Origin of the sequence: Streptomyces doebereineriae, from assembly GCF_031845645.1 — a bacterium.
In the GTDB taxonomy this organism is placed as follows: Bacteria; Actinomycetota; Actinomycetes; order Streptomycetales; family Streptomycetaceae; genus Streptomyces; species Streptomyces canus.
In genome coordinates, this window is sequence record NZ_JAVREZ010000462.1 from 1 (window position 1) to 417 (window position 417).

General features: G+C 76.0%; 1 protein-coding gene. It reads right to left on the bottom strand.

Annotated elements, in window-relative coordinates; translation table 11 throughout:
• On the bottom strand, positions 1 to 417 hold a 417-nt coding region (locus RNB18_RS52780), incomplete at both ends, for a helix-turn-helix domain-containing protein (RefSeq protein WP_311721149.1).

The following is a 417-nucleotide window of genomic DNA, read 5'->3' on the forward strand; positions in this document are numbered from 1 at the left end:
GGTCCGGTCGCGGTGGGTACGCGCGCCGCGGAGCCCGCCGCGCTGTGGCGCCCGCCCGCGGACCGGCCGGGACCGGCCTTGCCACCCGCCGCCGGGGACTTCGCGTCCGCCGGGCCCGTCGTGCCGAGCTCGCCGAGGGCCGCCCGCGCCTGGGTGATGCGGATGGCCTCCATCGTCATGTCGTGGCGCATCTCGGCCCGGCTCCAGGCCCGCTCGGCCAGCTCCCACATGGTCGTGAGGTGGTGCTGCGGTGTGTCCGTCACCTCGGCGAGGGCCACGACGGCCCGGCGCGGGGGGAGCAGCCGGCCGTTGAGGTACCGCTCCCAGGACGTCTTGCTGTATCCCGTGCGGTCGGCCACCGCGTTGATGTTCAGCCCGCTGCGGTCCACGAGCCTGCGCAGCTGGCTCGCGAACTCC